The organism is Streptomyces coeruleoprunus, assembly GCF_039542925.1.
GTDB classification, from domain to species: Bacteria; Actinomycetota; Actinomycetes; order Streptomycetales; family Streptomycetaceae; genus Streptomyces; species Streptomyces coeruleoprunus.
In genome coordinates this window covers 1,012,109-1,037,902 of sequence record NZ_BAABIT010000001.1, presented here as the reverse complement: position 1 = coordinate 1,037,902, position 25,794 = coordinate 1,012,109, and the positions used below count along the sequence as shown (strand labels likewise).

General features: G+C 74.4%; 23 protein-coding genes. 13 read left to right on the top strand and 10 right to left on the bottom strand.

Annotation, left to right across the window (positions count from 1 at the left end; all coding sequences use genetic code 11):
- Positions 1 to 22: 22 nt before the first annotated feature.
- Positions 23 to 586 carry a hemerythrin domain-containing protein gene (locus tag ABEB09_RS04795; RefSeq protein ID WP_345687420.1) on the bottom strand — a complete coding sequence of 188 codons (564 nt, stop codon included), beginning with the start codon at positions 584 to 586 and terminating at the stop codon, positions 23 to 25.
- Between the two features lie 163 nt (positions 587 to 749).
- Here ABEB09_RS04795 and ABEB09_RS04790 point away from each other — a divergent pair, with 163 nt between their 5' ends.
- Positions 750 to 1,247 (top strand): hypothetical protein, encoded by a 498-nt coding sequence (locus ABEB09_RS04790; protein WP_345687418.1) that lies wholly within the window; start codon positions 750 to 752, stop codon positions 1,245 to 1,247.
- On the opposite strand, the gene ABEB09_RS04785 is transcribed toward ABEB09_RS04790, so the two are convergent.
- Both ABEB09_RS04785 and ABEB09_RS04780 read right to left on the bottom strand, forming a co-directional pair.
- Entirely contained in the window at positions 1,231 to 1,965 is a 735-nt protein-coding gene (locus ABEB09_RS04785; protein ID WP_345687416.1) for a 2OG-Fe dioxygenase family protein, read from the bottom strand. The two genes, ABEB09_RS04790 and ABEB09_RS04785, sit on opposite strands and share 17 nt — an antisense overlap.
- Before the next feature lie 29 nt (positions 1,966 to 1,994).
- A complete protein-coding gene (locus ABEB09_RS04780; protein WP_345687414.1) occupies positions 1,995 to 3,185 on the bottom strand; it encodes an MFS transporter in 1,191 nt (396 codons plus the stop codon).
- Between the two features lie 138 nt (positions 3,186 to 3,323).
- Here ABEB09_RS04780 and ABEB09_RS04775 point away from each other — a divergent pair, with 138 nt between their 5' ends.
- Entirely contained in the window at positions 3,324 to 4,649 is a 1,326-nt protein-coding gene (locus ABEB09_RS04775; protein ID WP_345687412.1) for an aminotransferase class I/II-fold pyridoxal phosphate-dependent enzyme, read from the top strand.
- Positions 4,650 to 4,781: 132 nt separating this feature from the next.
- Here the strand turns inward: ABEB09_RS04775 and ABEB09_RS04770 are convergent, their stop codons facing one another.
- Positions 4,782 to 5,957: an amino acid aminotransferase gene (locus ABEB09_RS04770; RefSeq protein ID WP_345687410.1), complete on the bottom strand. Its 1,176-nt coding sequence runs from the start codon at positions 5,955 to 5,957 to the stop codon at positions 4,782 to 4,784.
- Positions 5,950 to 7,044: a DMT family transporter gene (locus ABEB09_RS04765; protein ID WP_345687408.1), complete on the bottom strand. Its 1,095-nt coding sequence runs from the start codon at positions 7,042 to 7,044 to the stop codon at positions 5,950 to 5,952. Before ABEB09_RS04765 ends, ABEB09_RS04770 begins: the two co-directional genes overlap by 8 nt.
- A gap of 155 nt (positions 7,045 to 7,199) precedes the next feature.
- Between ABEB09_RS04765 and ABEB09_RS04760 the strand changes: the two genes are divergently transcribed.
- The 6 genes from ABEB09_RS04760 to ABEB09_RS04735 all read left to right on the top strand — a co-directional run bounded on the left by ABEB09_RS04760 (position 7,200) and on the right by ABEB09_RS04735 (position 14,904).
- Positions 7,200 to 7,667, top strand: a complete 468-nt coding sequence (locus ABEB09_RS04760) for an Lrp/AsnC family transcriptional regulator (RefSeq protein ID WP_345687406.1) — start codon at positions 7,200 to 7,202, stop codon at positions 7,665 to 7,667.
- A gap of 92 nt (positions 7,668 to 7,759) precedes the next feature.
- Positions 7,760 to 8,593, top strand: coding sequence for a M55 family metallopeptidase (locus tag ABEB09_RS04755; protein ID WP_345687404.1), 834 nt, complete (start codon positions 7,760 to 7,762; stop codon positions 8,591 to 8,593).
- On the top strand, positions 8,586 to 9,941 hold the full coding sequence (locus ABEB09_RS04750; protein ID WP_345687402.1) for a M20/M25/M40 family metallo-hydrolase: 1,356 nt from the start codon (positions 8,586 to 8,588) through the stop codon (positions 9,939 to 9,941). Before ABEB09_RS04755 ends, ABEB09_RS04750 begins: the two co-directional genes overlap by 8 nt.
- A 22-nt stretch (positions 9,942 to 9,963) precedes the next feature.
- Positions 9,964 to 11,955, top strand: a complete 1,992-nt coding sequence (locus ABEB09_RS04745; protein WP_345687400.1) for a prolyl oligopeptidase family serine peptidase — start codon at positions 9,964 to 9,966, stop codon at positions 11,953 to 11,955.
- Positions 11,956 to 11,977: 22 nt separating this feature from the next.
- Positions 11,978 to 12,910, top strand: a complete 933-nt coding sequence (locus ABEB09_RS04740; protein WP_345687398.1) for a S66 peptidase family protein — start codon at positions 11,978 to 11,980, stop codon at positions 12,908 to 12,910.
- A 224-nt stretch (positions 12,911 to 13,134) separates the two neighbouring features.
- Complete coding sequence (locus ABEB09_RS04735) at positions 13,135 to 14,904, top strand: CocE/NonD family hydrolase (RefSeq protein WP_345693840.1); 1,770 nt, start codon at positions 13,135 to 13,137, stop codon at positions 14,902 to 14,904.
- Here ABEB09_RS04735 and ABEB09_RS04730 read toward each other — a convergent pair.
- Complete coding sequence (locus ABEB09_RS04730) at positions 14,885 to 15,976, bottom strand: adenosine deaminase (protein ID WP_345687396.1); 1,092 nt, start codon at positions 15,974 to 15,976, stop codon at positions 14,885 to 14,887. The two genes, ABEB09_RS04735 and ABEB09_RS04730, sit on opposite strands and share 20 nt — an antisense overlap.
- A 708-nt stretch (positions 15,977 to 16,684) precedes the next feature.
- Positions 16,685 to 17,431, bottom strand: coding sequence for a GntR family transcriptional regulator (locus tag ABEB09_RS04725; protein WP_345687394.1), 747 nt, complete (start codon positions 17,429 to 17,431; stop codon positions 16,685 to 16,687).
- Between the two features lie 184 nt (positions 17,432 to 17,615).
- Here ABEB09_RS04725 and ABEB09_RS04720 point away from each other — a divergent pair, with 184 nt between their 5' ends.
- Together ABEB09_RS04720 and ABEB09_RS04715 are read left to right on the top strand one after the other, a co-directional pair.
- On the top strand, positions 17,616 to 19,076 hold the full coding sequence (locus ABEB09_RS04720; RefSeq protein ID WP_345687392.1) for an MFS transporter: 1,461 nt from the start codon (positions 17,616 to 17,618) through the stop codon (positions 19,074 to 19,076).
- A gap of 29 nt (positions 19,077 to 19,105) precedes the next feature.
- Positions 19,106 to 19,684 carry a GNAT family N-acetyltransferase gene (locus tag ABEB09_RS04715; RefSeq protein WP_345687390.1) on the top strand — a complete coding sequence of 193 codons (579 nt, stop codon included), beginning with the start codon at positions 19,106 to 19,108 and terminating at the stop codon, positions 19,682 to 19,684.
- On the opposite strand, the gene ABEB09_RS04710 is transcribed toward ABEB09_RS04715, so the two are convergent.
- The 3 genes from ABEB09_RS04710 to ABEB09_RS04700 form a co-directional block, all read right to left on the bottom strand.
- Positions 19,638 to 20,000 (bottom strand): DUF6204 family protein, encoded by a 363-nt coding sequence (locus ABEB09_RS04710; RefSeq protein WP_345687388.1) that lies wholly within the window; start codon positions 19,998 to 20,000, stop codon positions 19,638 to 19,640. The genes ABEB09_RS04715 and ABEB09_RS04710 overlap by 47 nt on opposite strands.
- Before the next feature lie 110 nt (positions 20,001 to 20,110).
- Complete coding sequence (locus ABEB09_RS04705) at positions 20,111 to 20,476, bottom strand: VOC family protein (RefSeq protein WP_345687386.1); 366 nt, start codon at positions 20,474 to 20,476, stop codon at positions 20,111 to 20,113.
- A gap of 24 nt (positions 20,477 to 20,500) precedes the next feature.
- On the bottom strand, positions 20,501 to 21,304 hold the full coding sequence (locus ABEB09_RS04700; protein ID WP_345687384.1) for a methyltransferase domain-containing protein: 804 nt from the start codon (positions 21,302 to 21,304) through the stop codon (positions 20,501 to 20,503).
- A 146-nt stretch (positions 21,305 to 21,450) separates the two neighbouring features.
- Here ABEB09_RS04700 and ABEB09_RS04695 point away from each other — a divergent pair, with 146 nt between their 5' ends.
- From ABEB09_RS04695 to ABEB09_RS04685, 3 genes are all read left to right on the top strand, one after another.
- Positions 21,451 to 21,783 carry a hypothetical protein gene (locus ABEB09_RS04695; RefSeq protein WP_345687382.1) on the top strand — a complete coding sequence of 111 codons (333 nt, stop codon included), beginning with the start codon at positions 21,451 to 21,453 and terminating at the stop codon, positions 21,781 to 21,783.
- A 109-nt stretch (positions 21,784 to 21,892) separates the two neighbouring features.
- Positions 21,893 to 23,230 carry an NAD(P)/FAD-dependent oxidoreductase gene (locus tag ABEB09_RS04690; RefSeq protein ID WP_345687380.1) on the top strand — a complete coding sequence of 446 codons (1,338 nt, stop codon included), beginning with the start codon at positions 21,893 to 21,895 and terminating at the stop codon, positions 23,228 to 23,230.
- Between the two features lie 6 nt (positions 23,231 to 23,236).
- Positions 23,237 to 25,081, top strand: coding sequence for a transketolase (locus ABEB09_RS04685; protein WP_345687378.1), 1,845 nt, complete (start codon positions 23,237 to 23,239; stop codon positions 25,079 to 25,081).
- The last annotated feature ends 713 nt before the right edge of the window (positions 25,082 to 25,794 follow it).

Here is a 25,794-nt window from a genome sequence, read left to right as displayed (position 1 = left end):
CCTCCGGCCGCCGCACCTCCTGTCAGGTGCCCTTGCCGCGGCCCGTCAGCGCGTCGCGCAGGCGGTCCACCAGGCCCGTGCCCGGAGCGAGGAGCTTGTTGGCCGGGGGTGTGTCCGGCGCCGACGGGTGGGGGCGGGTCGGGGCCGTCTTCTTCGCCTGCCGCACCTTGTCGCCGAGCCGGTCCAGCTCCCCCTGGGGGCAGGCTTCGCGCAGCCGGGGGAGCAGGTTGCCCTCCTCGTCGGCCACGTGTTCACGGATCTCGTTCATCAGCTGGGTGATCAGCGCGTCGAACCGGGCGTCGTCGGCCTCGCAGTCCTCCAGGTCCTTCATCGTGCGCTCGGCGGCGCCGTGGTCCTCGAGTTCCTTGTCGGCGAGCGCGTCACCGTTCGCGAGGTGCTCGCGCACCGCCGGGTACAGGTACTCCTCCTCGGCGACGGAGTGGCGCACCAGCTCCATCGTGACCCGGTCCGCGAGTTCCTTGCGCCGTGCGTCCCCGGACGGCAGCTCCTCGATCCGGGTGAACAGCTCCTCAACCTCCTGATGGTCGTTCATCAGTTCCGTGATGACGTCTCCGCCGTGTGCCATGGCGTCGCTCCCTGTCTCGTTCGCGGAGGTGTGCACGTGGAGGTGTGCACGTGGCGGATACCACCGAAACCAAGTGATATGCACCATTCCGTCCGCCTGGCCCGCCGGGGTAGCGTGCAGGCCCGCGCCCGCCCCGGCCCCGACGAACCGACGGAACAGAGCAGTGCACGCAGATCTCTCCCCCCTCATCGCGGCGACCGCCCAGTGGCTCACGCGCGCCTATCCGGCGGGTGGCGGCGCCGTCGACCGCGCCCTCGCCGAGGCACAGGCGCGCCAGGCCGTGACGCTCGCCGCCCGGCTGCGCTACCCGACGGCCCTGGACGCCGCGCTGGTCGCCGTCACCGGGGCCGGGGGCGCGGGCCGGCTCGACTGGGTCACCGGCGCGGACACCGCACAGGACGAGCAAGCGGACGCCTGGCGCAGCTGGGTCGACGAGATCGTGGCCAGCTGGGCCGCCGGTCTGCTGGCCGCCCCCGAGCTGGCCGCCGCCGCGGCCGCGGCCGTCGCGGACGACGGCACCCCGGGCGCGTACCGCCGGCTCCTCGCGCCGGGCGAGCGCGACCGCCGGGCGGCCGCGCTCCTGCGCCACCCGGACCTGCTCGCGCCCGTGGCCGCGCTGCACCACGACGAACTCCTCCGGCGGCTCAGCGCCGCGGCATGAGGGTGGTCACCAGGACGTCCCGGCGGGCGGTTTCCCCCGGTGCCAGGGGGCGGATCGGGCTGACCTCGTGGAGGGTGCGCCGGTCGTCGCCCAGGAGGAGGGCCCCGGGCTCGCTGAGCGTCGTCGCCAGCACCTCCGCCCCCTCGGGCGTGTAGACCGCGCTGCGGCCGCCCGTCGCGTTCCGCCGCCCCACCAGCAGCGACGAGACGAGGGTGACCCCGTCGCGGTGCCGCCCCTCCGGGGTGGGACTGCCCTGCGCGCCGGCCGGGGCGACCACCCGGAACGGATGCACCAGCACCGTCCACTCGTCCGCCTCGTCCAGGCAGCCGGCCAGCTCGCCCAGCAGCCGCACCAGCGCCCGGAACACCGGATCGCGCGTGAACGCGCCGGTCAGCGGCTCGAAGTGGCGGTCCACATCGACGTACAGCGGATTGGTGTCCTCGGGCTGGACGAAGGCGCCGTGCGGGAGCGGCGCGAGCCGCCCGTCCGCCGGGCTCAGCGTGAAAGAGCCGTAGCGGCGCAGCCTGCGGGTGCCGTTCCGCGCCGCGTACGGGTCGGGCGCCAGCTTCTCCCAGTGGGCCGCGAACCGTGCGAGGCCGTCCCCGTCGGGGCAGGCGTACGCGGTGACCCGGTCCGGCGGCATCAGGTACGCGCCGGTCGACGTGAGCGCCTGCCGCGCGGTGCTGATGGTGTCGTGCGTGCGGTACGTGTCGTGCATGCGGCCCGGGTACCCCCGGGCCCGCCGGATCAGACGGCGACCGGCGACGGCTTCGCGACGCGGTCGCGGACCAAGCGGTGCTGGGCGAGGCAGGTGAGGGCGACGGCGGCGCCGAAGGCGGCCCAGCCGGCCGGGCCGCCCGCGACGGCGGCCGTGACGACGAGCGGTCCCGCGCTGCGCTGGGCCGAGGACGCCAGGCCGTGCACGCCCACGTACGCGCCCTGGGCCCGGTCCGGGGCGAGGGCGACGGACAGCTCCCAGGCCACGACGGCGTGCAGCATCTCGGCCAGTGTGAGCACGGCGGTGGCGAGCAGCAGCGCCGCGGAGGCGAGCCAGGGTCCGTCGACGACGGAGGCCGCCAGCGCCAGCCCCGCGGTCGCGAACGTCGCGGCCAGCGGGAGGAGGAGCCGCCGGCACGCCTCGGTGTCGGCCCCCAACCGGGACAGGGGCACCTGGAGGCCGACGACCATCGCGCTGTTGAGCACCGTCAGCAGCGGGACCAGCTCCGGCGGCGCGTCCGTGGCGTGCACGATCCACAGGGGCAGGCCCACGTGGAAGACGGAGTCGTGCAGGCACAGCACGGTGTCGCTCAGGACGTACAGCAGGTACGGGCGGTCCCGCCACGGTGACGGGGGCCTGGTCGCCGTCGCCGGGCCGGTGGCGGAGGAGGCCACCGTGCGGCTCGGCGAGGGCGGTTCGGCGCAGCGCAGGGTGAGGGCGGCCGCGCCGAGGAACGACAGGACGTTGCCGAGGAGGAGCGCCTGGTACGCGGTGGTCGTGCCGACGGCGAGCGCACCGGCGGCGACCAGGCCGCCGACCGCCCAGCCGGCGTTGGCCGCCGTACGGACGATCGCCTGGTAGCGCACGCGCTGCGAGCCGCCCAGGCGGGCGGCGTAGAGCTTGGTCAGGACGTTCGCGGCGCGGTCGCCGAACGCGGCGAGCGCCGCGTACACGAGCAGCGGTCCGAAGGCGTCCGTGGTGAGGAGCGCGGCGGTCGCGGCGGCGCGCAGCAGCTGCATCGCGACCAGCAGGCGGACGAGCGGCATCCGGTCGGCCAGGCGCCCGGCGAGCGGCGCGCCCGCCACGCCGACGGCGCCCGACACGGCCATGAGCGTGCCGACCGCGACCAGCGACAACCCGGCGACCTGGGCGAAGTACAGGGCGCTGACGGTCACCCACAGGCCGCTGCCGGTCTTGTCCACACAGGTGACCCAGAGCATCAGGCGGCCGTCGCGGCCCCCCGAACCCTCCCTCCGAGCCGGCCCCTGCCCGCGTCCCGTTTTCCCGTGATCCCGCGTCGGTGCGAATCCACCGGCCCCCCTTGCCGCAAGACTATGTACTGGTACATAATTGTGTCTGTGGCAACACAATATGCGATCGAAGGTGCGACCGCCAAGGGAATCGCCGCGTCCGTCGAACGCGGCATCGCCGAGGGGGAGCTGACGCCGGGCGACGCCCTGCCGCCCGTGCGGAGGCTGGCCGACGAACTGGGCGTCAGCCCCGGCACCGTGGCGACGGCCTACAAGGAACTGCGGCAGCGCGGGGTCGTCGTCACCCGCGGCCGGGGCGGCACCGTCGTCGCCGCCGCGCCCGCCGTGGCCTCGCGCCGCCCGCCCCGCGTGCCGGAGGGCCTGCGTGACCTCGCGGCGGGCCACCCCGATCCGGCCTTCCTGCCCGACCTGCTGCCGCCCGTCCGGCTGTCGCCCGGCGCGCGCTCGCACCGCACCATGCCCCGGCTGCCGCACCTGGAGGACACGGTGCGCGGCTGGCTGGCCGAGGACGGCGTGCCGGCCGGCCACATCACCTTCGCGCACGGCGCCCTGGACCTGGTGGCGCGGGTGCTGACGACGGAGCTGCGCCCCGGCGACGCCGTCGCCATGGAGGACCCCGGCTACCACCATCTGCTCGACCTGATCCAGGCGCTCGGCCTGCGGACCGTGCCCGTGGCCGTCGACGACGAGGGGATCCGGCCGGACGCCCTGCGGGAGGCGCTGCGCGCGGGAGCCCGCGCGGTCGTGTGCAGCCCGCGGGCGCAGAACCCGTGCGGCGGCCACTTCTCGCGCCGGCGCCGCGACGACCTCCTCGCGGTGCTGCGCGAGGCCCCCGACGTCCTCGTCGTCGAGAACGACAACGCGGCCGAGATCGCCGACGCGCCGCTGCACTCGCTGACCGGGGGAGACGGCCCCCCGCCCCGGTGGGCCCACGTCCGCACGGTCACCAAGTACCTGGGCACCGACCTGCGGTGGGCGGCCGCCGCGTGCGATCCGATGACGCTCGCCCGGCACGACGGCCTGTTGCTGCTGACCTCCGGCTGGGTCAGCCATCTGCTCCAGGAGACCGTGCACGGCCTCCTCGCCGACCCCGCCACACGCGAGCGCGTACGGCAGGCACGTGACGCGTACGCCGAGCGGCGCACGGCCCTGCGGACCGAACTGGCGGCCCGGGGCATCCCCTCGCACGGGCGGAGCGGGATGAACGTGTGGGTCCCGGTCCGCGACGAGTCGGCCGTGGTCAACGGGTTGCGCACACGCGGCTGGTGGGTCGCCGCCGGGGCCCGGTTCCGCATCGCCTCCGGGCCGGGCGTCCGCATCACCGTCGCCGGGCTCCGCCCGGCCGAGGCGTCCCGCCTTGCGGCGGACTTCGCCGCGGTCCTGGACGAGGCGCAGGCGACGTACGGGGGATAGGTGTGTTTCTTACCCCACCCCGCCCCTTCCCGGAACCGGGGGCTACGCCCCCAGACCCGCGATCGCTCCCCCAAGCTCTTCGAGCTTGGGGGAGCTCGTCCTCACACGCCGGACGGGCTGAAGTTCGCCCCGTCAGACCGCGACCGGCTCCAGTACCGCCGCGATGCCGTGGGCCAGGCAGTCGACGCGGTCCGCCGGCAGGCCCGCGATGTTGACGCGGCCCGACGCCGTGCCGTAGATCGCGTGGTCGCGGCGCAGCACCCGCATCTGCTCCGGCGTCAGCGGCAGCCCCGCGAACATGCCCTTCTGCCGGGCCAGCGGCGCCGCCGCGTCCCCGCAGCCCAGCGCGGCCAGCCGGTCCACCAGGGCCGCCCGGTTGGCCGCGATCCGGGACCGCATGGCGTCCAGCTCCGCCCGCCACGCCGCCCGCAGCCCGTCGTCCTCAAGGATCGTCGCCACGATCGCCGCACCGTGCTCGGGCGGCATCGAGTACAGCGTCCGGGCCGCGTTCTGCAGGGCCGTCTCGACGTGCCGCAGCGCCGCCCCCGAGCCGCCCAGCACGATCGCGCAGCCCGTACGGTCCGCGTACAGGCCGAAGTTCTTGGAACAGCTCACCGCGACCAGCATCTCCGGCACCCGCTCCGCCAGCATCCGCGTCGCCCACAGATCGGCCTCCAGGCCGTCGCCCAGCCCGTGGTACGCGAGGTCCACGAACGGCACCCAGCCGCCCCGCACGGCCAGTTCGGCCAGCGCCTCCCACGCCTCGCGCGACGGGTCGACGCCCGTCGGGTTGTGGCAGCAGCCCTGCACCAGCACCACGTCGTCGCGGCGGGCACCGCGCAGGTCGGCGAGCATCCCGTCGGGGTCGGTCCAGCGGTACGTGCGCACGGTCAGACCCGCGGCCTCCAGGATCGGCCGGTGGTTCACGTACGCCGGATCGCTGATCCACACGGTCGTGCCGGGCCGCGTCTGCCGCACCAGATCGGCCAGCAGCCGCAGCGCGCCCGTGCCCGCGACGGTCTGGACCGCCGTGGCCCGCGCCGCCGACGCCCCGTCGCCCAGGACGGTGGACAGCATGGCCCGGTTGAAGGCCGTGTTGCCGGACAGGCCCCGGTACTCCTTGGAGGCGGACCGCTCCGCCAGGCGTATCTCGGCGTCCCGGACGGCCGTCATCACCGGGGTGACCCCCGTGTGGTCGCGGTACACGCCGAGGACCAGGTTCAGCCGCTCGGGCCGCGGGTCGGCGCCGAACTCGGCGGTCAGGTCCCACAGCGGATCGACGGGCGGGGGCGGCAGCAGCTCAAGCATCGGGGGAGACCTCCGGACGACGGGCGGAAGCGGAAGACGAGGGGCAAGCGGAAGAGGAAGACGGCACGGCGGAAGCCGCAGGCGCAGGCGAAGGCGATGCGGAAGCCGCGGGCGGCACAGCGGAAGCCGCAGGCCGCGCGGGCTGCGGCGGCGTCCCGCGGCGGCGGTTGGCCAGGACGACCCCCGCGGTGATCAGCGGTACGCCGACCAGCACGGCGAGCGTCGGCCGCTCACCCAGCAGGGGTATCGCCAGCAGCACCACGGCCACCGGGCTCAGGCTGCCGACCACGGAGCTGCGCTCGGCGCCCAGCCTGCGGATGGCGAACGCGTACAGCAGCCCCGCGCACAGCCCGACGCCGAGCCCCTGCACGACCAGGAACAGCAGGACGTCGCCGCCCTCGGCGTGCGCGAGACCGGTCGGCAGCACGCCCACGGCCACCAGCAGCGCGATCACGGCGAACGACGGCAGGCACAGCAGGCCGATCGAGCCGACCGGGTCGAGGTTCACCTCGCGCAGCCCCACCGTGTACAGCGCCCACAGCCCGCTGGCGACCAGCAGCGTGCCCGAGCCGAGCATCACGTCCGCGTCGAACGGCACGGCGTACCGCCACACCAGGGCCACCACACCGGCCGCGATCAGCACCAGACCGGCGCCCTGCGTACCCCGCGGCAGGCGGGCACCGCGCGCCACCATCAGCGCCGACACGAACAGCGGCACCATGCCCGGCACGATGGACCCGACGAACGCGGCCGACGTCAGCGCGCCGCCGTACATCGCGGCCAGGAAGAACGGCACCCCCGCCCCGCACACGATCTTCGCCGCGGCCCCCGGCCGCACCGCGGCCAGCGCCCGCCGGCGCCGCCACAGCGCGGGCGCCAGCACCACCAGCGGCACCCCGAACCGCAGCAGCGCGGCGTCGGCCGGCAGCAGCGTCGACGTGCTCAGCGCCCGGGCGCTCAGCGCGAACGCCGCCCAGATCGACACGGTCAGCAGCAGCGCCGCCATGCCCACGGCGTGCGGCGACAGCGCCGGGCGCGGCCTGCGGCCCGCCACGGCGGTCGTCCCCACGATGTTCGTCGCGACCAAAGAAAGTCCCTCCACGGAAAAGCCCCGCCCGGTGTCCCCGTCCCCAGGGGCAACGGTAGGTCTTCCGCCGGGGCAGCCGATTGCCAGTTCTGCCGCTCGGGCATACGTTTGAGGCAGAATCTGCCAAGAAACCGCGAAGAAGCCAGGGAGCGGCCGTGGACGACACCGATCTGCAGATCATCCGGGAGTTGCAGACGGACGGGCGGCTGTCCAACCAGGACCTCGCCGACCGCGTCCGGCTGTCCCCCTCGCCCTGTCTGCGCCGGGTCCGCCGGCTGGAGGAGACCGGCCTCATCCGCGGCTACACGGCGATGGTCGACCAGGTCGCCTTCGGCCTGCCCATCACCGTGTTCGTCCGGGTCCGCCTGGAGCGCCACACCGCCGAGGCCGTCAACGTCTTCGAGGAGCACGTCGGCCTCATCGAGCACATCCAGGACTGCTATCTGATGGCGGGCAGCAGCGACTACCTCCTGCGGATCGTCATCGAGAGCCTGGAGGCGTACGAGCACCTCGTCCGGGGCCGTATCCACGCCATTCCGGGCATCGCGTCCATCGAGTCCAGCTTCGCGTTCGGCAGCGTGAAGCAGTCCCGCACCTTCCCCCGTCCCTCCGGGCCCCGCTGACCCCGGGTCAGCCCGCCGCCGTACGGGCCGGAGACACCCGTGGCGCACGGCCGCACCTGGTACGGTCCCGCGGCGCCGCGTAACGTGTGGGCATGAAGATCCTCATCAGCGCCGACATGGAGGGCGCCACGGGGGTGACGTGGCCGGCCGACGTGCTGCCCGGCACCCCGCAGTGGGAGCGGTGCCGGGCCCTGTTCACGTCCGACGTGAACGCCGCGGTGCTCGGCTTCCTCGACGGCGGCGCCGACGAGGTCCTCGTCAACGAGGCCCACTGGACGATGCGCAACCTGCTCCTGGAGCGGCTCGACGACCGCGCGCAGATGCTGACCGGGCGCCACAAGGCGCTCTCCATGGTCGAAGGGGTCCAGTACGGCGACGTCGACGGCGTCGCCTTCGTCGGCTACCACACGGGCGCCGGCAGCGAGGGCGTCCTCGCCCACACGTATCTCGCCAACTCCGTCACCGGTGTGTGGCTGAACGGCGTGCGGGCCAGTGAGGGCCTGCTCAACGCGCACGTCGTCGCCGAGTACGGCGTGCCCGTCGTCCTCGTCACCGGTGACGACCGCACCTGCGAGGACGCTCTCACCTACGCGCCCGAAGCGCGTAAGGTCGCCGTCAAGGACTGTGTGTCGCGGTACGCGGCGGTCTGCCGTACCCCTGCCCGTACGGCCGCCGACATCCGCGAAGCGGCCAAGGACGCGACGCGTCTGGCCGTACGGTACGAACCGGTGCGCGGCGGGCCGTTCACCGTTGAGCTGGAGTTCGACGCCGACCACCTGGCGGCCGCCGCGACCGTGGTGCCCGGCACCGCGGTCAGCGGCGAACGGCGGATCGCCTTCACCAGCGAGACGATGTACGAGGCCATCCGCACCTTCAAGGCGGTCACCACGATCGTCTCGGCCGCGACGGAGGAGCAGTATGGCTGACCCGAACCCCCAGGAAGCGCCCGACGGGCCGATGTTCGACGAGGTGGTCGCCTTCACCTCGGACCTCATCCGGATCGACACCACCAACCGCGGCGGCGGCGACTGCAGGGAGCGCCCCGCCGCCGAGTACGTCGCCGAACGCCTCGCCGACGCCGGACTCGAACCGCTCCTGCTGGAACGCACCCGCGGCCGTACCAACGTCGTCGCCCGTATCGAGGGCACCGACCCGTCCGCCGACGCCCTCCTCGTCCACGGTCACCTCGACGTGGTGCCCGCCGAACCCGCCGACTGGACCGTGCACCCGTTCTCCGGCGAGGTCCGCGACGGCGAGGTCTGGGGCCGCGGCGCCGTCGACATGAAGAACATGGACGCGATGGTCCTCGCCGTCGTCCGCGACTGGGCCCGCCGCGGCATCCGGCCCCGCCGCGACATCGTCCTCGCCTACACCGCCGACGAGGAGGCGAGCGCCGAGGACGGCTCCGGCTTCCTCGCCGACCGGCACGCCCACCTGTTCGAGGGCTGCACCGAGGGCATCAGCGAATCCGGCGCCTACACCTTCCACGCCGGACCCCGCATGCCGATCTACCCCATCGGCGCCGGCGAGCGCGGCACCGCCTGGCTGCGCCTCACCGCCCGCGGCAGAGCCGGCCACGGCTCGAAGATCAACCGGAACAACGCGGTGAGCAACCTCGCCGCCGCCGTCGCCCGCATCGGCGAACACCGCTGGCCCCTGCGGCTCACCCCCACCGTGCGTGCCGCGATCGCCGAACTCGCCGTGCTGCACGGCATCGACGCGCCCCGCCTCGACGACCCGGACACCGACGTCGAGGCCGACATCGAGGTGTTCCTCGGCAAGCTCGGCGCCGCCGCCCCGCTCGTCGAGGCGACCCTCCGCAACAGCACCAACCCGACCATGCTCGACGCCGGTTACAAGGTCAACGTCATCCCCGGCGTCGCCACCGCCCACATCGACGGACGGATGGTCCCCGGCGGCGAGGACGAGTTCATCGCCACCCTCGACCACCTCACCGGCCCCGACGTGGACTGGGAGTTCCACCACAAGGAGCCCGCCCTCCTCGCGCCCGTCGACTCCCCCACGTACGCCAAGCTGCGGGCGGCGCTGGAGCGCTTCGACCCGGACGCGCACGTCGTGCCGTTCTGCATCACCGGCGGCACCGACGCCAAGCAGTTCGCCCGGCTCGGCATCGTCGGCTACGGCTTCACGCCGCTGAAGCTGCCCGTCGGCTTCGACTACCAGGCGCTGTTCCACGGGGTCGACGAGCGCGTCCCGGTCGACGCCCTGCACTTCGGCGTCCGCGTCCTCGACCACTACCTGCAGTCCGCATAGCGCACAGGGGGGAGAGCCGCCCATGGTACCCACGGGGGCCTACGGAAGCTGGCCGTCACCGATCGACGCCCGGCTCGCCGCCGCCCACGACGGACATCCCGAGTACGCCGGGATGGTCGGCGACGAGGTGTGGTGGACCGAGCCGCGCCCCACCGAGGGCGGCCGGCGCACCCTGGTGCGCCGCCGCGCGGACGGCACCGAGCAGCCGGTGCTGCCACCCCCGTGGAACGTGCGCAGCCGGGTCATCGAGTACGGCGGACAGCCCTGGGCCGGTACCGCCGAGGGACCCGGCGGTGACGGGCCCCTCGTGGTCTTCTGCCACTTCCCCGACCAGCGCCTGTACGCCTTCGAACCCGAGGGCGGGGCACCGCCCCGGCCGCTCACCCCGCTCTCCGGCGTGGGCGGCGGCCTGCGCTGGGCCGACCCCGTGATCCGCCCCGAGCGCGGCGAGGTCTGGTGCGTGCTGGAGGAGTTCACCGGCGGGGGACCCGGCGACGTCAGGCGCGTGATCGCGGCCGTACCGCTCGACGGGTCCGCCGCCGACGACCGCGGCGCGGTCCGTGAACTGACCGACGACCGGCACCGGTTCGTCACCGGCCCCCGTGTCTCGCCCGACGGCCGCCGCGTGGCCTGGCTCGCCTGGGACCACCCGCTGATGCCCTGGGACGGCACGCTCGTCATGACCGGCGAGGTCACCGCGGACGGCCCGTTCACCGCCGTCGGGCCCGTCGCCGGGGACGTCGACGAGTCCGTCTGCCAGGTCGACTGGGCCGCCGACGGCTCGCTCCTCTACGCCTCCGACCGCGGCGGCTGGTGGGAGCTGCACCGCCTCGCACCCGACGCCACCACCGCGACGCCGCTGTGCGGCGGGCGCGAGGAGGAGTTCGGCGGACCCCTGTGGAAGGTCGGACTCCGCTGGTTCCAGCCGCTGGACAGCGGGCTCGTCGCCGTCATCCACGGCCGGGGCGCCACCGCACTCGGCATACTCGACCCCGAGACCGGCGAGCTCGTCGACGCCGCGGGCCCCTGGACCGCGTGGGCGCCCACCCTCGCCGCGCACGGCAGCCGCGTCGTCGGCGTCGCCGCCAGCCCGCGCAGCGCCCACGAGGTCGTCGAGCTGGACACCGGCACCGGGCGGGCCCGCGTCATCGGCTGCGCCCACCGCGACCCCGTGGACCCCGCGTACTACCCGGAGCCGCAGATCCGCACCTTCACCGGCCCCGACAACCGCGAGATCCACGCCCACATCTACCCGCCCCACAACCCCGACCGCATCGCCCCCGACGACGAACTGCCGCCGTACGTGGTGTGGGCGCACGGCGGGCCCACGGGACACGCCGCCCTCGTCCTCGACCTGGAGATCGCCTACTTCACCTCCCGCGGCATCGGCGTCGCCGAGGTCAACTACGGCGGCTCCACCGGATACGGCCGCGCCTACCGCGACCAGCTGCGCGAGCAGTGGGGCGTCGTCGACGTCGAGGACTGCGCCGCCGTCGCCGAGGCCCTGGCCGCCGAGGGCACCGCCGACCCGGCACGGCTCGCGATCCGCGGCGGCAGCGCCGGCGGCTGGACCGCCGCGGCCTCCCTCGCCACCACCCGCGTCTACGCCTGCGGCACCGTCATCTACCCGGTCCTCGACCTCACCGGCTGGGCCGACGGCGGCACCCACGACTTCGAGTCGCACTACCTGCACTCGCTGATCGGTCCGTCCGAGCAGGCCCCCGGACGCTACCGGGAACGCTCCCCGCTCACCCACGCCGACCGGATCACCGCGCCCTTTCTGCTGCTCCAGGGCCTCGACGACGTGATCTGCCCGCCCGAGCAGAGCGAGCGCCTCCTCACCCGGATGGCCGGGCGGGGCGTCCCCCACGCGTTCATCGCCTTCGAGGGGGAGGGGCACGGCTTCCGCAGGGCCGACACCATGGTCCGCGCCCTGGAGGCCGAACTCTCCCTGTACGCCCAGGCGTTCGGGATCGCCAGGGACGACGTGCCGCTGCTGGAGCTGAAGAAATGACGCCGTCGCCGGAGGAGAACAAGTGACGCTGCACGCCCTGGTCCGGCCGCCGCGGCTGCGGCCCGGCTCGCGCGTCGCGGTCGTCTCGCCCAGCGGGCCCGTCCCGGAGGAGCGGCTCCAGGCGGGGCTCGACATCCTGCGCGGCTGGGACCTCGACCCCGTGGCCCTGCCGCACGCCCTGGACCGCCACCCCGGCGCCCGCTACCTGGCCGGCACGGACGCGGCACGCGCCCGGGACCTCCAGGAGGCATGGTGCGACCCGGCGTTCGACGCGGTGGTCTGCGCGCGCGGCGGGTACGGCGCACAGCGGATGGTGGACCTGCTGGACTGGGCGGCCATGCGGGCGGCGGGGCCGAAGGTGTTCGTCGGGTTCAGCGACGCGACCGCGCTGCACGAGGCGTTCGCGCTGCGCCTGGGCCTCGCCACGCTGTACGGGCCGATGGCCGGGGCGGTCGCCTTCCTCAAGGACGCCCGCACCCAGGAGGAGCTGCGGGCCACGCTGTTCGCGCCCGAGTCGGTCCGCGCCCTTGGTCTGCCGTCCGCGCGGGCGCTCGTGCCGGGGCGGGCCCGCGGGATCACCGTGGGCGGCTGCCTGAGCCTGCTGGCGGCCGGGATCGGCACACCGGACGGGCGGACCTCGCTGCGGGGCGGGCTGCTGGTGCTGGAGGACGTGGGGGAGGAGCCCTACCGGCTCGACCGGATGGTCACCCAACTCCTGCGCGCCGGGCTCCTGGACGGGGTGGCGGGCGTCGCGCTCGGCTCGTGGGAGGACTGCGGGCCGTACGACGAGGTGCGCGGCACGCTGCTCGACCGGCTCGGCGGGCTGGGCGTTCCGGTCGTGGAGGAGCTGGGCTTCGGGCACGGGCCGACGACGCTGACCGTGCCGCTCGGCGTGCCCGCCGTACTGGACGCGGACGCGGGGACGCTGACGCCGGACGTGCCGGCGCTGAGTTGAAGCGGGGGGCCTTGCTTCGGGCGTGGCAGGCCGTCAGTCGTCGGGTGCTCGAGTCCATGAGCGCGTGAGCCCTTGAACCTTTCAGCCTTCAGTGCTTCAACGCTTCAGAAAGCGCGCGCACGAGCGTTGACGTGTCTCTGACACGTCCCTCACCATGAGCGCGGCCCGGTACTTACCGGTCGGTATGCCGCTCTCGGTGTGGAGGCCCCGTGACCCGTGTCCGTATGTCCCTCACGACGTCCCTCGCGCTCGCCGCCGTAACCGCCCTGACCGCCCCGCTCCTCGCCACCGGCCCCGCGAGCGCGGCCGAACCGGGCCGGCACACCGTCACCCCGCTCACCTTCACCGTCCAGGCCGGCGGCCGGACCTGCACCGTCGACGCCGACCTCTACCGGCCCGACGGCGTCGACGCCGCCCACCCCGCCCCCGCCGTCCTCGCCACCAACGGTTTCGGCGGCAGCAAGTCCGAGGGCTCCACCGCCGCCATCGGCCGTGCCTTCGCCGACCGCGGCTATGTGAGCCTCGTCTACTCCGGCCTCGGCTTCGGCGCCTCCGGCTGCCTCATCTCCCTCGACGACCCGGCGATCGACGGCCGCGCCGCCTCCCGCCTCGTCGACTTCCTCGCCGGCACGCGCCCCGCCGACGACGGCACCACCGTCGACTTCGTCACCACCGACGCGTCCGGCGACCCGCGCGTCGGCATGATCGGCGGCTCGTACGGCGGCGCCATCCAGCTCGCCACCGCCGCCGAGGACCCACGCGTCGACGCGCTCGTGCCCCTCATCACCTGGCACGACCTGGCGTACTCGCTCGACCCCAACAACGCCGACCCCGGCGGCACCGTCCCCGGCGCCTTCAAATGGCAGTGGGCCAGCGGCTTCTACCTCATCGGCGAGGGCCAGCCGCTGCTCGTCCCCTCCCTGGACCCCTCCCGCATCAACGGCCTGAGCTGCCTGCACTTCGTCACCCGCGCCTGCGACACCGTCCGGCTCCTCAACTCCGGCCGCTACCCGGCCGGGCCGACCCGCGACATGCTGGCCTTCGCCCGCGGCGTGTCACCCGTCTCGTACCTCGACCGCGTGAAGGCGCCCACCCTGCTCGTCCAGGGCCAGGCCGACAGCCTCTTCACCCTCAACGAGGCCCACGCCACCTACGAACGGCTCCGGCAGCAGGGCACCGAGACCCGCATGATCTGGCAGTCCTGGGGCCACAGCGGCGGCGTCACCGACCCGGCGAGCGGTGAACTGAACCTGGACCAGGGCAACCTGGAGACCAGCTACGTCGGGCGGCGCATCCTCGCCTGGTTCGACCGCCACCTGCACGGCAGGCGCGACGTGGACCCCGGGCCGGCCTTCGCGTACTACCGCTCCTGGCAGAGCGGCTACGGGACCGCGGACCGGGTCCCGCCCCTCACCCAGCAGCTGTACCTGTCCGGGGACGGCACGCTCGCCGCCGACCGCGCCGACATCACGGCGGGATCCCGCACCTACACCAACTGGCTCGTGCCGACCAGCCACTCGGAGTCGTCCCTGGCCGGGATCCTCGGCATCGAGGACCCCCGGCCGTACGACCTGCCCGGCACCCACCTCGCCTGGACCAGCGAGCCGCTCACCGGCCCGGTCGACGTGGTCGGCGCCCCCCGGGCGACCCTGAAGGTCACCTCCCGGGCCGCCGAGGCCGTACAGGACTCCGGCGACGCCGCCGACCGGCTCGTCCTCTTCGCCAAGGTCTACGACGTGGCGCCGGACGGCACGCAGACCCTGGTCAACCGGCTCGTCGCGCCCGTGCGCGTCCCGGACGTCACCCGGCCGTTCACCGTGGAGCTGCCCGGCATCGTGCACCGCTACGAGGCCGGGCACCGGCTCCGGTTCGTGATCGCGGCCGGCGACACCGCCTACTTCGGCAACCGCGGGATCAAGCCGGTGACCGTCAGCAGCGCCCCCCACGACACCGGCGTGCTCCGGCTGCCCGTCGTCAGCGGGCGGATCGGATAGCGGCGTACCCGGGGCGGACCACCTCGTCGATGATCCGGCGGCGCTCCGGCAGCGGCAGGAACGCGGCCTCCACGGCGGCGACCGTGAACTCCTCGAAGACCTCGGGGCCGTAGCCGAAGGCGTCCACCATGTGCTGGAACTCCTGGCTCATGGTCGTGCCGGACACCAGCCGGTTGTCGGTGTTCAGCGTGATCCGGAAGCCCAGGCGGCGCAGCTGGTCGATCGGGTGCGAGGCGTAGTCCTTCGCGGCGCCCGTCTGGAGGTTGGACGTCGGGCAGACCTCCAGGGCGATGCGGTTGTCACGGACGTACGCGGCGAGGTGGCCCAGCGTGCCGTCCTCGGCGATGTCGTCCGTGATGCGCACGCCGTGGCCGATCCGCTCCGCGCCGCACACCTGCACGGCCTCGTGGATCGACTCGGCGCCCACGGCCTCGCCCGCGTGGATGGTGAAGTGGCAGTTGTGCCGCTTCAGGTGCTGGAACGCCGGCAGGTGGCGGGCCGGCGGGTTGCCGATCTCGCCGCCCGCGATGTCGAAGCCACACACGCCGCGCTCGCGGTGGGCGACGGTCAGCTCGGCTATCTCCAGCGAGCGGTCGGTGTGGCGCATGCCGGTCAGCAGCGTGCCGACCGTGATCCGGCCGCCGGCCCGGCGCTCGCCCTCCCGGAAGCCCTCGTTCACGGCCTCGACGACCTCGTCCAGCGTCAGGCCGCCCGCCAGGTGCTGCTCCGGCGCATAGCGCACCTCGGCGTAGACCACCCCGTCCGCCGCCAGGTCCTCGGCGCACTCGGCCGCGACGCGGAACAGCGCGTCGCGCGTCTGCATGACCGCGCACGTGTGCGCGAAGGTCTCCAGGTACCGCTCCAGCGAACCGGAGTCCGCCGCGTCCCGGAACCACACCGCCAGCTCGGCCGGGTCCTCGGTCGGCAGGCCCGTGTAGCCGCAGGCGTGGGCCAGCTCGATGATCGTGGCGGGGCGCAGGCCACCGTCGAGGTGGTCGTGCAGGACGGCCTTGGGGGCGTGGGGGATCCAGTCGGCGGCGACGGGCGGGACGAGGTTGTCAGACAAGTACATGCCGGGAGTGTAGGGCACGCTCCCGGCATCCCGCCGTGACCTGCCCTACAGGCCCGCACGGGCCTGGCGCGCGGGCCGACGCCGCCGTTCCGTGTGGGCTCGCGCCGCTCCTCGCTGTGGGCTGGCGCCGCTGTGCCGCCGTTCCGTCGTTGTGGACTCGCGCCGGTGTTGCCGTTCCGTCGTTGTGGGCTGGCGTGTCCGGTGCCGCCGTTCCTCGTTGTGGGCAGTCGTTCCGCATGGGGGTCCCCCCTGGACGTAGTCCTTGGGGGAGGAACGGGTGGGCACAACGAGGAACGGCCCCCCGGCCTGAGGGCCCGCCCCCTGCGCGTCACGACGGTGGGTGGGTCCGGTGGCGGCCCGGGGGTCACGTGCTCAGATTGGCTCGCTCGGGCCCATGACAGCGAAGCGTCCCAGCGCCGCCAATCCTGCGCGCGCGACCCCCGGTCCACCCCCGTCCCGTCGTCGGGCGACTGACCCCGGTGGGGGGTGGGGTAGGTGGGACCGCCCGCCCGGTGGGTCGCTCACTCCGGTGGGGTGGGTGGGTCCGTCGGGCCGGTGGGTGGCTCACCCCGGTGGGGTGGGTGGGTCCGTCCGGCCGGTGGGTCGCTCGCCCCCGTGGGGTGGGGTGGGACCGCCCGCCCGGTGGGTCGCTCACCCCCGTGGGGTGGGTGGGTCCGTCCGCCCGTGGGCCGCTCACTCCCGGCGGCGTCAGTTTGATTGGAGTACCGGCAAAGCCGGGGCTCCCGTCGGGAGCATGTGCTTCGCCGCCAGGATCGGGGTGTCCGCGGCACGGACCACCTGGGTGACCAGGACCGCCGGGGTGTCGGCCGGGCGGCCGAGCTGTTCGCCCCGCCGCTGCCCCACCAGCGTGGCCGTCACCCCGCTGTGAGCCGTGAGCGCCACCCCGCGCGACGCCCCGGCCAGCACGGCCAGCATCGACGTACGGGACGGGTCCGGTACGTCGCGCAGCGCCGCGGCGAACGCCGGGTGCGCACCCTCCAGGACGTCGTCCGGCGCGGCCCACTCCTGGCTGAGCGCCGCCGCCGTCCCGTCGGCGGCCAGCAGCGACTCCCAGAACCGCAGCTCCGCCCGCGCGGGCGCCAGCAGGTGCTGGGTGGTGAAGTCCGTCGGCTCCTCCACGGTGCGCAGCAGGGCCCGTACGCGCACGGGCGCCCCCGTGCCCAGCAGGTCCTCCAGCGGCTGGACGTGCTCGAAGCCCCGGCGCGGCGGGCTGTCGCTGACCGTGCGGCCCACCCCGCGCCGTACCGTCACGAGCCCGTCCTCCTGGAGCAGGAGCAGCGCCTCGCGCAGGGCCGGCCGGCTCACGCCCAGCTCGGCGGCGAGCCGGGGCTCGGACGGCAGGGTGGAGCCGGGCGGGTAGACGCCCGCGTGGATGGCGTCCGCAATCCGCTCGTACAGCACCACGACGGGCCGTCGCCGCTCTCCGCTGACCACCGCTGCTCCTCCTGGGCTCACTTGACTGACTTCCCCGGGCGCAAGTTATGCGGTCCGGTATGCCGTCGCAATCCACCTCTTGCGTTTTACGCGCGTAGATCGCAAGGTGTGTAACCGGCACTTGTCTGACAAGGTGGGTGCCGACCGCACATGCTCGCAAGACATCCATGGCAAAGGGGCCGACATGTCGACCACGCCCGCCCGGACGCGTTCCGGCGCCGCATCCGATCTCACGGGGCGTGGCCCCATGCTGCTGGCCCTGGTGCTGGCGGTCCTCGGCTACCAGATCAACGCGACCATGCTCAGCCCGGCGCTGCCCGACGTCATCGAGCGCCTCGGCACTACGACGGCCGCCGCCGGCCTCTCCCAGACGCTGTTCTTCCTCATGGCCGCGATCGGCCAGGTCACCCTGGCCCGCCTCAGTGACCAGCGCGGCCGCAAGCCCATGATGCTGCTCTGCGCCGTCGTCCTGATCGTCGGCAACCTGCTGTGCGTCTTCGCGCCGAACATCGAGGTCTTCATCGCCGGCCGCGTCCTCCAGGGCGTCTCCGCCGCGATGTTCACCCTCGCCTTCCTCACCCTGAACCAGCTGCTCACCCCGGCCGGCTTCGGCAAGGCCGCCGGCATCATCACCGCCGTCAACGGCGGCCTCGCCGGCGTCGACGCCATCGCGGGCGGCCAGATCGCCGACACCATCGGCTTCCGCGGCATCTTCGTCTGCTCCACCCTGATCGCCGTCGCCGGTCTGCTCGGCGTCCGCCGCTACGTCCCGGACGTGCCGCCCACCACGGCCCCCGACGCCCGCTTCGACACGCGCGGCATCACCGCCCTGGCGCTCGGCCTCACCGGTGTCCTCGTCGGCCTCGCCCAGGGCGCGGCCTGGGGCTGGACCTCCGTCCTGACGCTCGCCTTCCTGCTGGGCGGCGTGGCCTCCCTGGTCTTCTTCGTCGTCTCGCAGAAGAGCGCCGCCAACCCGGTGATCGACATCGAGGTGCTCGCCTCGCGCCGCGCCTGGCCGCTGCTGATCACCACCATCTGCACCCTCGGCGGGGCCTTCGGCGCGATCGCCCTGACCATCCCGCTGTTCTCGCAGGACGCCCGCGTCGGCCTCGGCCTGTCCGCCGTCACCTCGGCGGTCCTCTTCCTCACCCCGATCCAGCTGATCGGTGTGGTCTCCGCCCCGCTCACCGGGCGCCTCGGCCCGCGGATCGGGTGGCGCAGGATCGTCGTCACCGGCGCCGTCGCCAACTTCGTGATCTTCCTGTTCGCCACGCTCTTCCTGCACAGCGAGTGGATCCTCGTCGCCTCGCTCGCCGCGCTCGGCGTCACGTACGGCGGCTTCATGCTCACCGGCCTCAACGGCCTCGCCGTCACCACCGCCCCCAAGGACAAGCCGGGTTCCCTGTCCGGCCTCAACGGCGCCTGCTTCGGCATCGGCGCGTCCCTCGGCATCGCCCTGGCGTCCGCCATGATCACCGCGGGCAGCGACGCCCAGGGCGTCACCGAGGCCGGCTACCAGCACGCGATGTACATCGCGCTCGCGCTCCTCGGTGTCGGTGTCCTGACCGCCCTGCTCATCCAGCGCCCGCAGGCGGAGGAGACCGCCGCCGCCGACGACCGGCCGCTGATCGTCACGCACCACTGACCCGGCGGACCCCTCGGTACGCTGGACCGATGTCCGATCATTCGACCGAGCCCCCCGCGTACCTCGCCGAAGGTCCGCGGGTGGGCCTTCGGCCTCTGCGGTACGAGGACGCCGAGGAGTTCACCGCGCGCGTGCGGGAGAGCGAGGACCTGCACCGGCCCTGGCTCTTCCCGCCCGACACGGTCGAGGCGTTCCTCCCGTACGCGCGGGCCCTGATCGAGGACCCGGCCCGGGTGTCGTTCCTCGTCTGCGCGCGCGACACCGGCGCCGCCGCCGGGTTCATCAACATCAACAACATCGTGCGCGGCGCCTTCCGGAGCGGCGCCCTCGGCTACGGCGTCTTCGCGCACGCGGCGGGCCACGGCCTGATGGCCGAGGCGCTCGGCCTCGTCGTGCGCCACGCCTTCGGCCCGCTCGGACTGCACCGCCTGGAGGCCAACATCCAGCCGGGCAACACCGCTTCGCTCGCCCTCGTGCGCCGCGCCGGCTTCCGCCACGAGGGTTTCTCCCCGAACATGCTCCACATCGACGGGGCCTGGCGCGACCACGAACGCTGGGCGATCACCGCCGAGATGCTGCCCCCGCGGCCCGCCGGCCCCGATCGTTGATCTTCATGGTGTCCATGTCCGTCGTGGACGAGGTCAGATCGCGGTGGCCGTACCCGAGCGCCCTCAGCGCCGCCTCCGCGCGCTCTTCGGCGATCATGGCCGCCATCTCCTCGCCCTCCTCGGCGTCGCAGACCACGACGAAGCGGTAGCTGAAGCGCCGCAGCGCGGCGTCGTAGGCGAGAGACCCCTCCTCCGTGAACCGGAGGGCGTCCAGGCCGTGCGCGTCCACCTCGGCGAGCAGCCGCTGCCGGGCCTCGTCCGTCAGCCCGTCCCACACCCCGCGCACGATCACCCGGTACGTGTGCCGCGTCCCCATCCCGCCTGCTCCTCTCGTCCGCCCTGCCCGGTTCCGGGCACGGGCCGACCCCACGGTAGGGCGGACGGGCGGCGCAGCCCACCGAATATCGGACGGCCGCCGGTGCGCGGTCAGCGGCCGGCGGGTTCCGTACGCCTGCGGTCGACGTACTCGAAGACCGAGCCGTCCGGATGGACCGCGATCAGATTGCGGCCCACCGGCGTGGGCACCGGGCCCGCCAGCACCTTGGCCCCCACCTCGGTGAGCGTCGTGTGCGCGGCGTCCACGTCCTCCACCGCGATCGTCGCGGTCACCTTGCGCAGCACCTCCAGCTCCGACTCCGGACCGCTCATCAGCAGGAAGCAGCCCACCGCCGCCACGTTGACGCCGCCGCGCTCGAACCGCAGCGCCGGGCTGCCGGTCAGCCGCTCGTAGAACGCGACCGCGGTGTCCAGATCGTCGACGCAGATACGCAGCGTGGTGCCCAGGATCTCCATACCGGACAGGGTAGTTGGAGCGGATCACGCCCGGCAGAGGACCTCGCCGTGCGGCACCAGGAACCATCCGTCGCCGTCCGCGCCCCACTCCCGCCAGCCCTCGGCGATCGCCGCCAGCCGCTCCGGCGTCGTGTGGCCGCCCTCCACCGCCAGCCGCGCGTAGGACGAGGCGGTCGTGCGGTCCGCCCACAACCCGCTCCACCAGGCACGCTCCTCCGGTGTGGCGTAGCACCACACCCCCGCGCTCGGCGTGATGTCGGTGAACCCGGCCCGCCGCGCCCACGACAGCAGCCGCCGCCCGGCGTCGGGCTCGCCGCCGTTGGCGCGCGCCACCCGCTGGTACAGCGCCTGCCACTCGTCCAGCGCCGGTACGTGCGGGAACCAGCTGAACGCCGCGTAGTCGCTGTCCCGTACGGCGACGACCCCGCCGGGCCGGCACACCCGCCGCATCTCCCGCAGGGCCCGCACCGGGTCGCCCACGTGCTGGAGCACCTGGTGGGCGTGGACCACGTCGAACGAGCCGTCCGGGAAGTCCAGGGCGTGGACGTCGGCCACCGCGAACTCCACGTTCTCCAGGCCCCGTTCCACGGCGACGGCGCGCGCGTCCGTCAGGATGCCCGCCGCCGCGTCCACGGCCGTCACGCGGCCCGGCGCGACCAGCGCGGCCAGGTCCGCCGTGATCGTGCCGGGCCCGCAGCCCACGTCCAGGACGTCGAGGCCGGGGCGCAGCTCGCCCAGCAGGTACGCGGCCGAGTTGGCCGCCGTGCGCCAGCGGTGCGAGCGCAGGACCGACTCGTGGTGCCCATGGGTGTACACGGCATCCGTCATGGCCGTACTCCGTCTCTCGTGAGGTCGTCCGGTGCCGCAACAGTACGCCGATGTGTTGGATGGTGAGACGGCAATCTCTTTATGTGGACAGCGGGTTCGCGGGTTTCGCGTGTTACCGGGCCGGGCGGCCGGGTACCCGGCGCCGCATGGAGACCAAGACACCGCGGTACCGGAAGCCGCTCCGGGCCATGGCCGCGGGACTCGGCGGTGCCCTGCTGGCCGCGGGGCTGGCCGTGCTCCGCCGCCGTGCCGCCGCCCGCGCGGACCGCCCGGCGCGGGGCACCGCCGGGACCGGTGAGGCCCCGGCCGGCGCGACCGGTGTGCCGCCGGCCCCGGTCACCCCGTTCACCCCGACCGCCCCGCGCGCCCGGCCGGCGCCGCCGTCCGGCACCGCACCGGCCGCCGAGCCGGAGCCGCCCACCCCGCCCGAGCCGCCGGTCCCGCCGATCGACCCCGAGGCGCCGCACCACCGGGCTTGAGGCCCCGGGGCGCGGCGCATCCGTGTGCCGCCGCGCCCGTACGGCAGGCCCGGCCCGCCCGTACCCCTCGACACCGACCCGCACGAGCACCGACCCAGTTGGAGGTCCTGTGACCACCCCGTCGCGGCGACGGCCGCGCGTCCTCGTCGTCGGAGCCGGATTCGCCGGCTACCAGGCCGCCCGCACGCTCTCCCGCACCCTGCGCGGCCGCGCCGAGACCGTGCTGCTGAACCCCACCGACTACTTCCTGTACCTGCCGCTCCTCCCACAGGTCGCCGCCGGCGTCCTCGAACCGCGCCGGGTGACCGTCTCCCTGCCCGGCACGCTCCGCCACGTACGGCTGGTCCTCGGCCAGGCCGACCGCGTCGACCTCGACGGGCGCGCCGTCCACTACCTCGACCCCGAGGGTGGCGAAGGCACCCTCACCTACGACCGGCTCGTCCTCGCCGTCGGCAGCGTCAGCAAGCTGCTGCCCATCCCCGGCGTCGCCGAGCACGCCACCGGCTTCCGCGGCCTGCCCGAAGCCCTGTACCTGCGCGACCACATCACCCGCCAGATCGAGCTGGCCGCCGCCGGGGGAGACCCCGCCGCCTGCCTCGCCCGCTGCACTTTCGTGGTGGTCGGCGCCGGCTACACGGGGACCGAGGTCGCCGCCCACGGCAAGATGTTCACCGACGCCCTGGTCCGCGAGCAGCACGCCTGGCCCGCCGACCTCACGCCCCGCTGGCTGCTCCTCGACGTGGCGCCGCGCGTTCTGCCGGGCCTCGACGAACGGCTCTCCGCCACCGCCGACCGCGTCCTGCGGGACCGCGGCGTGGAGGTCCGCACGGGCACCTCCGTCAAGGAGTCCACCGCCGACGGCGTCCAGCTCGACGACGGCGAGTTCGTGCGTACCCGCTCACTGATCTGGTGCGTCGGCGTGCGCCCCGACCCGCTCGTCGCCGCACTCGGCCTGCCCGTCGAGCGCGGCCGCCTCGTCGTCACGCCCGAACTCGCCGTCCCCGGCCACCCCGACGTCTTCGCCTGCGGCGACGCCGCCGCCGTGCCGGACCTCGCCCGCCCCGGCGAGGTCACCCCCATGACGGCCCAGCACGCCCACCGGCAGGGCCGCGTCGCCGCCCGCAACGTCGCCGCGTCCCTCGGGCACGGCCAGGCCGTCCCGTACCGCCACGGCGACCTGGGCTTCGCCGTGGACCTCGGCGGCGTGAAGGCCGCCGCCAACCCGCTCGGCGTCCCCCTCTCGGGGCCGGTCGCCGGGGCCGTCACCCGCGGCTACCACCTCGCGGCCATGCCCGGCAACCGGATCCGCGTCGCCGCCGACTGGCTGCTCGACGCGGCCCTGCCCCGGCAGGCCGTCCAGCTCGGCCTCGTCCGCTCCTGGCAGGTGCCCCTCGACACCGACACCCCCGAACTGGTCCACGCACCGGGCGGACGCCCCAAGGAGTGAAGACGCATGCAGTACGAGGAACTCGCCGACCTCGCCCAGCAGTTGCGGGCGGACGCGGTGCGCGCCGCCGACGCGGCGGGCTCCGGCCACCCCACCTCCTCCCTGTCCGCGGCCGACCTCGCCGCCGTCCTCCTCGCCCACCACCTGCGCTACGACTTCGACCACCCCGACCACCCCGGCAACGACCGGTTCGTCCTGTCCAAGGGCCACGCCACGCCCCTGCTGTACGCCCTGTACCGGGCGGCCGGCGCGATCGACGACGAGGAACTGCTGCGCTACCGCACCCTCGACAGCCGCCTGGAAGGGCACCCCACCCCCCGGCTGCCCTGGGTGGACGTCGCCACCGGCTCCCTCGGCCAGGGGCTGCCCGTCGCCGTCGGCATGGCCCTCGCCGGACAGTGCCTCGACCGCGTCCCGTACCGCGTCTACGTGCTGTCCGGCGACAGCGAGATGGCGGAGGGCTCCGTGTGGGAGGCCGTCGAGCACGCCTCGTACAACCACCTCGACAACCTCACCCTCGTCGTCGACGTGAACCGGCTCGGCCAGCGCGGCCCCACCCGGCACGGTCACGACCTGGACGCGTACGCACGGCGCCTGTACGCCTTCGACTGGCACGTCGTCGAAGTCGACGGGCACGACGTACAGGCCGTCGACTCCGCGTTCGCCGAGGCCCGTTCGACGATCCGCCGGCCGACCGCGATCCTCGCCCGCACCTACAAGGGCCGTGGTGTCGAAGCCGTCGAGGACCGCGAGGGGAAGCACGGCAAGCCCGTGCCGGACGCCGAGGCGGCCCTCGCCGAGCTCGGCGGCGTACGGAACCGCCGCGTGACCGTCCAGCCGCCCCCCGAGGGCAAGGTCCTCCTCGCCGTGGAGGACACCGAGCCCGAACTGCCCCGCTACGACACCGGCGACACCGTCGCCACCCGCACCGCCTACGGGCAGGCCCTGGAAGCCCTGGGCTCCGCACGCGGCCGGGTCGTCGCGCTCGACGCGGAGGTCGGCGACTCCACCCGCGCCGAGTACTTCGCCAAGGCCCACCCCGACCGCTACTTCGAGTGCTACATCGCCGAACAGCAGCTCGTCGCCGCCGCGGTCGGCCTCCAGGCGCGCGGTTACGTGCCGTTCGCCTCGTCGTTCGCCGCGTTCCTCACCCGCGCCCACGACTTCGTCCGCATGGCCGCCGTCGGCCGCGCCGGCATCAACCTCGTCGGCTCCCACGCGGGCGTCTCCATCGGCCAGGACGGGCCCTCCCAGATGGGCCTGGAGGACCTGGCGATGTTCCGCGCGGTGCACGGCAGCACCGTCCTGTACCCCTGCGACGCCAACCAGACCGCACGCCTGGTGGCCGCCATGGCCGACCTGGACGGCGTGCGCTATCTGCGCACCACCCGCGGCGACACTCCGGTGATCTACGGACCGGACGAGGAGTTCCCCGTCGGCGGCAGCAGGGTCCTGCGCCACGGCCACCACGACAAGGCCACCGTCGTCGCCGCCGGGATCACCGTCCACGAGGCCCTGAAGGCCGCCGACCTGCTCGCCGAGTACGGCATCCCCGTGCGCGTCATCGACCTGTACTCGGTCAAGCCGGTGGACGCCGAGACCCTGAACGACGCGGCGGGCCAGACCGGCTGCCTCCTGACCGTCGAGGACCACCACCCCGAGGGCGGGCTGGGCGACGCCGTCGCGGAGGTCTTCGCCGACGGCCGCCCGGCGCCGCGCACCGCACGCCTCGCCGTACGGAACATGCCGGCGTCGGCGACCCCGGAGGAGCAGCTGCACGCCGCGGGCATCGACGCCGACGCGATCGCGGCGGCGGTCCGGCTCCTCGTGGAACGGGTCGTGGCGCACTGACCAGGACCCGCCGTGGCGCGCCGACGGGACCGCGAGGTCACTCCAGCCGGGCGGCGCGGGGTCACTCCGGCCGCGGCGCCGGTTGCCCGGGCCCGTCATCGTCGGGTGACTTTGGTCCGGCGGTGGGGTCGCTCTGGGCCGGGGCGCTGCGAGGTCGCTCCGGCCGGGCAGCGCCGGTTGCTCCGGCCGGGCGGCGCGGGTTGGCCGGGCCCGTCATCGTCGCCGGTCGCTTTGGCCCGTCACCGTCGGGTGACTCCGGTCCGGCGGTGGGGTCGCTCTGGGCCGGGGCGCTGCGAGGTCGCTCCGGCCGGGCAGCGCCGGTCGCTTCGGCCGGGCGGCGCCGGTTGGTCGGGCCGGTCATCGTCGCCGGTTGCTCCGGCCCGTCACCGTCGGGTGACTCTGGTCCGGCAGTGGTGTCGCTCGGGCTCCGGGCGCTGCGAGGTCGCTCCGGCCGGGCAGCGCCGGTTGCTCCGGCCGGGGAGCGCCGGTTGCTCCGGCCCGTCACCGTCGGGTGACTCTGGTCCGGCAGTGGTGTCGCTCTGGGCCGGGGCGCTGCGAGGTCGCTCCGGTCCGGCAGCGCCGGTCACTTCGGCCGGGCAGCGCCGGTCGCTCCGGCCGGGCAGCGCCGGTTGCCCCGGCCCGTCACCGTCGGGTCACTCTGGTCCGGAAGTGGGGTCGCTCTGGCTCGGGCGCCGCGAGGTCGCTCCGGCCGG

What these genes read in the sequence shown, in the direction of transcription:
- ABEB09_RS04745 (WP_345687400.1), top strand. Translation starts at nt 9,964, where the DNA reads ATGGTACCCACGGGGGCCTACGGAAGCTGGCCGTCACCGATCGACGCC.
- ABEB09_RS04710 (WP_345687388.1), bottom strand. Translation starts at nt 20,000, where the DNA reads ATGGGGACGCGGCACACGTACCGGGTGATCGTGCGCGGGGTGTGGGAC.
- ABEB09_RS04770 (WP_345687410.1), bottom strand. Translation starts at nt 5,957, where the DNA reads ATGCTTGAGCTGCTGCCGCCCCCGCCCGTCGATCCGCTGTGGGACCTG.
- ABEB09_RS04715 (WP_345687390.1), top strand. Translation starts at nt 19,106, where the DNA reads ATGTCCGATCATTCGACCGAGCCCCCCGCGTACCTCGCCGAAGGTCCG.
- ABEB09_RS04785 (WP_345687416.1), bottom strand. Translation starts at nt 1,965, where the DNA reads ATGCACGACACGTACCGCACGCACGACACCATCAGCACCGCGCGGCAG.
- ABEB09_RS04695 (WP_345687382.1), top strand. Translation starts at nt 21,451, where the DNA reads ATGGAGACCAAGACACCGCGGTACCGGAAGCCGCTCCGGGCCATGGCC.
- ABEB09_RS04720 (WP_345687392.1), top strand. Translation starts at nt 17,616, where the DNA reads ATGTCGACCACGCCCGCCCGGACGCGTTCCGGCGCCGCATCCGATCTC.
- ABEB09_RS04700 (WP_345687384.1), bottom strand. Translation starts at nt 21,304, where the DNA reads ATGACGGATGCCGTGTACACCCATGGGCACCACGAGTCGGTCCTGCGC.
- ABEB09_RS04750 (WP_345687402.1), top strand. Translation starts at nt 8,586, where the DNA reads ATGGCTGACCCGAACCCCCAGGAAGCGCCCGACGGGCCGATGTTCGAC.
- ABEB09_RS04795 (WP_345687420.1), bottom strand. Translation starts at nt 586, where the DNA reads ATGGCACACGGCGGAGACGTCATCACGGAACTGATGAACGACCATCAG.
- ABEB09_RS04735 (WP_345693840.1), top strand. Translation starts at nt 13,135, where the DNA reads ATGTCCCTCACGACGTCCCTCGCGCTCGCCGCCGTAACCGCCCTGACC.
- ABEB09_RS04705 (WP_345687386.1), bottom strand. Translation starts at nt 20,476, where the DNA reads ATGGAGATCCTGGGCACCACGCTGCGTATCTGCGTCGACGATCTGGAC.
- ABEB09_RS04730 (WP_345687396.1), bottom strand. Translation starts at nt 15,976, where the DNA reads ATGTACTTGTCTGACAACCTCGTCCCGCCCGTCGCCGCCGACTGGATC.
- ABEB09_RS04685 (WP_345687378.1), top strand. Translation starts at nt 23,237, where the DNA reads ATGCAGTACGAGGAACTCGCCGACCTCGCCCAGCAGTTGCGGGCGGAC.
- ABEB09_RS04780 (WP_345687414.1), bottom strand. Translation starts at nt 3,185, where the DNA reads ATGCTCTGGGTCACCTGTGTGGACAAGACCGGCAGCGGCCTGTGGGTG.
- ABEB09_RS04755 (WP_345687404.1), top strand. Translation starts at nt 7,760, where the DNA reads ATGAAGATCCTCATCAGCGCCGACATGGAGGGCGCCACGGGGGTGACG.